This window comes from Streptantibioticus parmotrematis, from assembly GCF_019890615.1.
Classification (GTDB): domain Bacteria; phylum Actinomycetota; class Actinomycetes; order Streptomycetales; family Streptomycetaceae; genus Streptantibioticus_D; species Streptantibioticus_D parmotrematis.
Genome location: NZ_JAINVZ010000018.1, coordinates 154,567 through 161,193 on the forward strand (window position 1 = coordinate 154,567; position 6,627 = coordinate 161,193).

The 6,627-nt window shown below is 73.2% G+C and carries 6 protein-coding genes; all 6 read left to right on the top strand.

The genetic code is table 11. The features are described from left to right. Positions 1-146 precede the first annotated feature (146 nt). The 6 genes from K7472_RS23585 (at position 147) to K7472_RS23610 (ending at position 6,372) form a co-directional block, all read left to right on the top strand. Positions 147-332: a Trm112 family protein gene (locus tag K7472_RS23585; protein WP_222980525.1), complete on the top strand. Its 186-nt coding sequence runs from the start codon at positions 147-149 to the stop codon at positions 330-332. A 43-nt stretch (positions 333-375) separates the two neighbouring features. Next, positions 376-1,521, top strand: a complete 1,146-nt coding sequence (locus K7472_RS23590) for an SIS domain-containing protein (RefSeq protein WP_222980526.1) — start codon at positions 376-378, stop codon at positions 1,519-1,521. Between the two features lie 53 nt (positions 1,522-1,574). Beyond that, positions 1,575-2,774 (top strand): mannose-6-phosphate isomerase, class I, encoded by a 1,200-nt coding sequence (manA, locus tag K7472_RS23595; RefSeq protein ID WP_222980527.1) that lies wholly within the window; start codon positions 1,575-1,577, stop codon positions 2,772-2,774. Between the two features lie 37 nt (positions 2,775-2,811). Beyond that, on the top strand, positions 2,812-3,786 hold the full coding sequence (locus tag K7472_RS23600; protein ID WP_222980528.1) for a cation diffusion facilitator family transporter: 975 nt from the start codon (positions 2,812-2,814) through the stop codon (positions 3,784-3,786). A 291-nt stretch (positions 3,787-4,077) separates the two neighbouring features. After that, positions 4,078-5,535, top strand: coding sequence for an adenosylhomocysteinase (gene ahcY, locus K7472_RS23605; RefSeq protein WP_222980529.1), 1,458 nt, complete (start codon positions 4,078-4,080; stop codon positions 5,533-5,535). Between the two features lie 222 nt (positions 5,536-5,757). After that, the gene (locus tag K7472_RS23610; RefSeq protein WP_222980530.1) at positions 5,758-6,372 is read left to right on the top strand and encodes a hypothetical protein; all 615 of its coding nucleotides are present in this window, start codon (positions 5,758-5,760) and stop codon (positions 6,370-6,372) included. Positions 6,373-6,627 lie beyond the last annotated feature (255 nt).

A 6,627-nucleotide genomic window follows, 5' to 3' on the forward strand; every position in this document is an offset into this window, starting at 1 on the left:
CGGCTGACGGCTGGCGGCTGAACGCGTGCGGCCGACGTCCGACGGGGCCCCGGGGAACGCTTCCCCGGGGCCCCGTCGCACGCCGTACGGCGGTAGGCTGGCCTGGCCTCACGAGATCCACCACGACGACCGCCGAAGAGGAACCCATGCCGCTCGAAGCCAGCCTCCTGGAGATCCTCGCCTGCCCGTCGTGCCACGCTCCGTTGCGCGAGAGCGCCGAGGACGCCGAGGCGGCCGAGCTGATCTGCACCGGCGCCGACTGCGGCCTGGCCTACCCGGTGCGCGACGGCATCCCGGTGCTCCTCGTCGACGAGGCCCGCCGCCCCGCGTAACCGCACCCGACAGGCGACGGCACGAGGCCGGAGGACGACGACGATGTTCGACGAGTCCCAGCTCGACCACCCCGACGCCCTCGCCCGTGCCGACACCGGCGGGCTGCTGCTCGGCGTCGCCGCCGCGGGCGCCCGGGTGCGCACCGCCGCCCGGCACGCCGCCGAAGCGGGCATCGCCGACCTGAAACCGGACGGCCGCCCCCGCACCGTCCTGATCGCGGGCCCCGGCTCCGCACCCCGCCACCTCGCCGGTCTCCTCGGCGCCTTCGCGGGCTGCCCGGTGCTGCCCGTGCCGACCAGCGGTGCCACCCCCGCCGGGCAGGACCTGCGCTGGGCGCTGCCCGGCTGGGCCGGCCCCCTCGACCTGCTGCTGCTCGCGACCTACGACGGCACGGAACCGGGCCTCACCCTCCTCGTCGAACAGGCCTACCGGCACGGCTGCACCGTCGCCGCGGTCGCCCCCGGCGGCTCCCCGCTGACCGGCGCCGTCCAGCAGGCGCACGGCCTGGCCCTGCCGTTCGCCCCGCCGCCCTTCCACGAGGGCACCCACGGCCGGGCGGGCGCCGAGGAAGGCGACCCCGGTGCCCTGTGGGCGCTGCTCACCCCACTGCTCGCGCTCGTCGACCGCGTCGGACTCGCCGCCGCGGGACCCGGCACCGTCCAGGCCGTGGCCGACCGGCTCGACCAGGCCGCCGACCGCTTCGGCCCGGTCGCCGATACCTACCGCAACCCCGCCAAGACGCTCGCCGCCGAACTCGACGGCTCCCTCCCGCTGGTGTGGAGCGAAGGCCCGCTGACCGCGCCCGTGGCCCACCGCTTCGCCGCCGTGCTCACCGCCCGCGCCGGACGCCCCGCGCTCGCCGCGGCCCTCCCGCAGGCCCTCACCGACCACGCCGCCCTCCTCGCCGGAGCCGCCGGCTCCGGCGACGACCTGGACGACTTCTTCCGCGACCGCGTCGAGGAATCCGCGTCCCTGCGCCCGCGCGTCGTCCTGCTGCGCGAACCGGACGGCCCGCCCGGCACCGCGGCCACCGAGGCCGCCCACCGCGACGGCACCCCGATCAGCGCGATCGACGCCCCCTCAGGCAGCCCCGCGGAAGCCCTCGCCGAACTGATCGCCCTCACCGACTTCGCCGCCGTCTACCTGGCCCTCGCCTCCGCCGCCCCCGGCGAGGACACCACCGCGTAGCCGCGGCCCGCCCGCCGCACGACTGCCCGCACGACGAAGGAACACCGCACCGCATGGACCTCCTCGCCAACACCGTGCGCCCCTACGCCTGGGGCTCCACCACCGCCCTCCCCGAACTGCTCGGCACCGAGCCCACCGGCGAGCCGCAGGCCGAACTGTGGATGGGCGCCCACCCCGGAGCCCCCTCGCGCCTGGACCGCGGAACCGGCCCGGTCCCGCTCAGCGACGTCATCGCCGCCGACCCGCGCGGCGAACTCGGCGACGCCGTCGTCGACCGCTTCGGCCCCAGGCTGCCGTTCCTGTTCAAGGTCCTCGCCGCAGGCACCGCGCTGTCCGTCCAGGTCCACCCCGACCTCGACCAGGCCAAGGCCGGATTCGCCGACGAGGAGGCCCGCGGCATCCCCGCCGACGCCCCCGACCGCACCTACCGGGACGCCAACCACAAGCCCGAGATGCTCTGCGCCCTCACCCCCTTCGAGGGCCTGTGCGGCTTCCGCCACCCCGCCGAGGCCGCCGACCTCCTCGAATCCCTCGCCGTCGACGAACTCAAGCCCTTCGTCGACATCCTGCGCGCCCGCCCCGAGAGCGACGCGCTGCGCGAGGTCCTGGTCGCCGTGCTCAGCGCGGAACGCACCGCGATGGCCGAGACCGTCGAACGCGCCGCCCTGGCCGCCGCCCGCCTCGGCGAGGGCGACGGCCCCTTCGCCGACGCCTGCGCCGCCTACGCCCAGGCCGCCCACGACTTCCCCGGCGACCCCGGCGTCATCGCCGCCATGCTCCTCAACCACGTCCGCCTCCAGCCCGGCGAAGCCCTTTACCTCGGCGCGGGCATCCCGCACGCCTACCTCAGCGGACTCGGCGTCGAGCTGATGGCCAACTCCGACAACGTGCTGCGCTGCGGCCTGACCCCCAAGCACATCGACGTCCCCGAACTGCTGCGCGTCGTCCGCTTCACCCCCGGCGACCCGGCCGTGCGGCGCCCCGAGGACGGCGGTGACGGCGAAGAGGTCTACGACACCCCCATCGACGAGTTCCGCCTCTCCCGCTACGTCCTCGCCCCCGGCGCCGCCGCCCACCGGCTCGCCGCGCCCGCCCCCCAGATCCTGCTGTGCACCGCGGGCCGCGCCACCCTCACCGACGCCGACGGCACCCGCCTGACCCTGGAACGCGGCCGGTCCGCGTACGCACCCGCCGGCGAACCCCTCACCCTCGACGGCGAAGGCACCGTCTTCCGCGCCACCGTGAAGGTCTGACCCCGCCCGACACCGTCAGGAAGGACACCAGGCACCCATGAGCGCCTCAGGCGGAACCCGGGCGATCGTCGCGGCCCTCAGCGCCAACCTCGCGATCGCCGCCAGCAAGTTCGTGGCGTTCGCCTTCAGCGGCTCCTCGTCCATGCTCGCCGAGGGCGTGCACTCGGTCGCCGACTCCGGCAACCAGGTGCTGCTGCTCATCGGCGGCAAACGCGCCCGGAAGCAGGCCACCGAGGAACACCCCTTCGGCTACGGCCGCGAGCGGTACGTCTTCGGATTCCTGGTCTCCGTCGTCCTGTTCACGGTCGGCGGCGTCTTCGCGCTGTACGAGGGCTACGAGAAGGTCCGCCACCCGCACGCCATCGACGACTGGTACTGGCCGGTCGGCGTCCTGGCCTTCGCCGTCGTCGCCGAGGGGTATTCGTTCCGCACCGCCATGCGCGAGGCCGCCCCCGCCCGCGGCGCCCTCAGCTGGCCGCAGTTCATCCGCCGCGCCAAGGCCCCCGAACTCCCCGTCGTCCTGCTGGAGGACTTCGGCGCCCTCATCGGCCTCGTCCTCGCCCTCGGCGGCGTCGGCCTCGCCCTGCTCACCCACGACGGCGTGTGGGACGGCGTGGGCACCCTGTGCATCGGCACCCTGCTCATCGCCATCGCCCTCGTGCTCGCCACCGAGACCAAGTCGCTGCTGCTGGGCGAGGCCGCGGGCCCCGACACCGTCGCCCGCATCCGCGCCGCCGCCGTCGACGGCGCCACCGTCACCGGCGTCATCCACATGCGCACCCTCCACCTGGGCCCCGAGGAACTGCTCGTCGCCGCCAAGATCGCGGTACGCCACGACGACACCGCCGCCCAGGTCGCCCACGCCATCGACGAAGCCGAGGCCCGCATCCGGCAGGCCGTGCCCATCGCCCGCGTGATCTACCTCGAACCGGACATCTTCAGCGAGGCCGCTGCCGCCGCGGGACCCGATCCCGCCCAGACCCCGGGCGGTCCGGGGCCCACCGCGCACTGACGGACATCCCGCGGGCGGGCTGGGGCACGGCACACCCTTCGGTGTAGATTCGACGGGAAGCCAGACGTCGCTGCTGATGGCGGTCGGGCGGCCGCGTACCACCGGATGACCCCTGCTTCCCAGGGGCCGGGGAACGGGCCGACCGAGGGAGAGAGGGCCTCCGACGCGCTGCGCTGCGGATCGTGGACCGGAGCCCCCGGTCCGTTTCGGCGCGCCCTCCCGGCACGCCCCGGCGACCGCAGCGGACAGACCGATGCCCACCCTCGAACCGACCCGCGAGGAGCACTTCGCATGACGTCGACCTCCGCCCGTACCGACTACAAGGTCGCGGACCTCTCCCTGGCCCCGTTCGGCCGCAAGGAGATCACCCTCGCCGAGCACGAGATGCCGGGCCTGATGGCGATCCGCGAGGAGTACGCCGCGACCCAGCCGCTCGCCGGGGCCCGCATCACCGGCTCGCTGCACATGACCGTGCAGACCGCCGTGCTCATCGAGACCCTGACCGCCCTCGGCGCGCAGGTCCGCTGGGCCTCCTGCAACATCTTCTCCACCCAGGACCACGCCGCCGCCGCGATCGCCGTCGGCCCCGACGGCACGCCCGAGGACCCGCAGGGCGTCCCGGTCTTCGCCTGGAAGGGCGAGACGCTCGAGGAGTACTGGTGGTGCACCGAGCAGGCGCTGACCTGGCCGGACAGCCCCACCGGCGGCCCCAACATGATCCTGGACGACGGCGGCGACGCCACCCTCCTCGTCCACAAGGGCGTCGAGTTCGAGAAGGCCGGCACCGCGCCCGACCCGGCCACCGCCGACAACGACGAGTACCGGATCATCCTCCAGCTGCTCAACCGCACCCTGGGCGAGGACGCCCAGAAGTGGACCCGGCTCGCCTCCGAGATCCGCGGCGTCACCGAGGAGACCACCACCGGCGTCCACCGCCTGTACGAGATGCACCGCGACGGCTCGCTGCTCTTCCCGGCGATCAACGTCAACGACGCCGTGACCAAGTCGAAGTTCGACAACAAGTACGGCTGCCGCCACTCCCTGGTCGACGGCATCAACCGCGCCACCGACGTCCTCATCGGCGGCAAGGTCGCGGTCGTCTGCGGCTACGGCGACGTGGGCAAGGGCTGCGCCGAGTCGCTGCGCGGCCAGGGCGCCCGCGTGATCATCACCGAGATCGACCCGATCTGCGCCCTGCAGGCCGCGATGGACGGCTACCAGGTCGCCACGCTGGACGACGTCGTCGAGACCGCCGACATCTTCATCACCACGACCGGCAACAAGGACATCATCATGGCCAAGGACATGGCCCGGATGAAGCACCAGGCCATCGTCGGCAACATCGGCCACTTCGACAACGAGATCGACATGGCCGGGCTCGCCAGGACCCCCGGCATCGTCAAGGACGAGGTCAAGCCCCAGGTCCACACCTGGACCTTCTCCGACGGCAAGAAGCTGATCGTGCTGTCCGAGGGCCGCCTGCTCAACCTGGGCAACGCCACCGGTCACCCGTCGTTCGTGATGTCCAACTCGTTCGCGAACCAGACCATCGCCCAGATCGAGCTGTTCACCAAGCCCGAGGCGTACCCGACGGACGTCTACGTGCTCCCCAAGCACCTCGACGAGAAGGTCGCCCGCCTTCACCTCGCGGCCCTGGGCGTCAAGCTCACCACCCTGCGCCCCGAGCAGGCCGCCTACATCGGCGTCCCGGTGGAGGGCCCGTACAAGTCGGACCACTACCGCTACTGAGGCACACCCCTCCTCGCGGCCCGACCCCTCCCGGGACGGCTCCGCAGGGCTCGCACCGGACGCAGGCCCCTCGCCGGACCCCGCACGGGACTCCGCGCCGGGGGGCCTGCCCCTTCGTCGGGGGCGGCCATCCCTCCCGGAAGCCGGCCCGCGCGGCGGACCGGCGAACGGCGGACCCGCGCCCGGCCCTCCCCGCACCACGGACCACCAAGAGCGCAGACCATGCCACGCGGCCGATACTCGTTCCACGACACCCACGACCACACCCCCTTGGGCGAAGAGCACTTCCACTGCGCCCCCGGCCCCTCCGGCTGGCGCTACACCGCCCGCACGACGTCGCCGGGCGGCACGGACAACGGCTCGGTCGACCTCACCATCGACGAGCTGGGCCGCCCTATTCGCGTCGAACTCCACGCGGGGGGCTGGCAGGTGCGCGGCGCGGCGCTCGACGGCGTGACCTGGGTCCGCACCGACCCGGCCGGCGAGCACGCGACCGAGGGCAACGCGGCCGCCCACGCCTTCACCGGCATGTCCCCGGCCTTCCTCGTCGCGACCGCCCGACTGCTGCGCCTCACGCCAGGCGCTCCGGCCACCCGTGTCCGCCTCATCGCCCTCACCTCCCCTGTCCTCGCACCACTCACCGTCGACCAGTCCTGGTCCCTGGTCGACAGGACAGCACACGCCACTGACAACGGGCCCCTGGCGGTGGACGAGTACCAGGTCAACGCCCTGGACACGGGCGAGCGGCACAGCGTCCACCTGGCCGGCGACGTGGTCCTCGCGGCCCCCGGCGTCGAGCTCGAAGACCTCGACTCGCCTCCGTCGACCTTCACCTGAGACAGCGTGAGACCGCCCGCCCCGGCAGGCGGGACCGGCGGATGTGCAATCGACCCCGCTGAGCTGCTAATCTCCACTGCGCCTCAGGAAGCCCGTTGACGCGGGACGACTGGGGAGGTAGATTTGAACGGTTGTCCCGAACTGGACAGTCTCGGGACCGTCGGGTAATCTCTACCCCCTGCTTCATTGGAATGTGTTTCGAACACTTCCCGAGAAGCACCCCCCGAATTACTACCGGATAAAGCATCACGCTGA

Coding starts and splice junctions, on each gene's coding strand:
- ahcY (WP_222980529.1), top strand. CDS start 4,078: ATGACGTCGACCTCCGCCCGTACCGACTACAAGGTCGCGGACCTCTCC.
- manA (WP_222980527.1), top strand. CDS start 1,575: ATGGACCTCCTCGCCAACACCGTGCGCCCCTACGCCTGGGGCTCCACC.
- K7472_RS23610 (WP_222980530.1), top strand. CDS start 5,758: ATGCCACGCGGCCGATACTCGTTCCACGACACCCACGACCACACCCCC.
- K7472_RS23600 (WP_222980528.1), top strand. CDS start 2,812: ATGAGCGCCTCAGGCGGAACCCGGGCGATCGTCGCGGCCCTCAGCGCC.
- K7472_RS23590 (WP_222980526.1), top strand. CDS start 376: ATGTTCGACGAGTCCCAGCTCGACCACCCCGACGCCCTCGCCCGTGCC.
- K7472_RS23585 (WP_222980525.1), top strand. CDS start 147: ATGCCGCTCGAAGCCAGCCTCCTGGAGATCCTCGCCTGCCCGTCGTGC.